A 219-nucleotide genomic window follows, 5' to 3' on the forward strand; every position below is an offset into this window, starting at 1 on the left:
CTTGTGTTGCAGTTGGATCTGCAAGTACTGCTTTCGCTTCTGTCAACGCTTCTTCTAATGCTTGCCAGCTTGCTTCTGTGTACGCCTCTTCCTTCAGCTCACCTGTTGAAATCGCTTCGTCGATTTCTTCAGATTTCGCCTCAAGTTTAGACTTGTCTACTGTCGGCACTACTGGTACTGGCACTAGGTTCTCATGCGCTGTTTCCAATGCTTCTAGAG

1 pseudogene is annotated in these 219 nt (G+C 47.5%); it reads right to left on the reverse strand.

The window, feature by feature from the left end:
- Window positions 1-184: pseudogene (locus tag KJS52_RS27230) on the reverse strand (FIVAR domain-containing protein); the annotation flags it as partial.
- Between the last annotated feature and the right edge of the window lie 35 nt (window positions 185-219).

Origin of the sequence: Paenibacillus montaniterrae (genome assembly GCF_018403185.1) — a bacterium.
Taxonomy (GTDB): Bacteria; Bacillota; Bacilli; order Paenibacillales; family Paenibacillaceae; genus Pristimantibacillus; species Pristimantibacillus montaniterrae.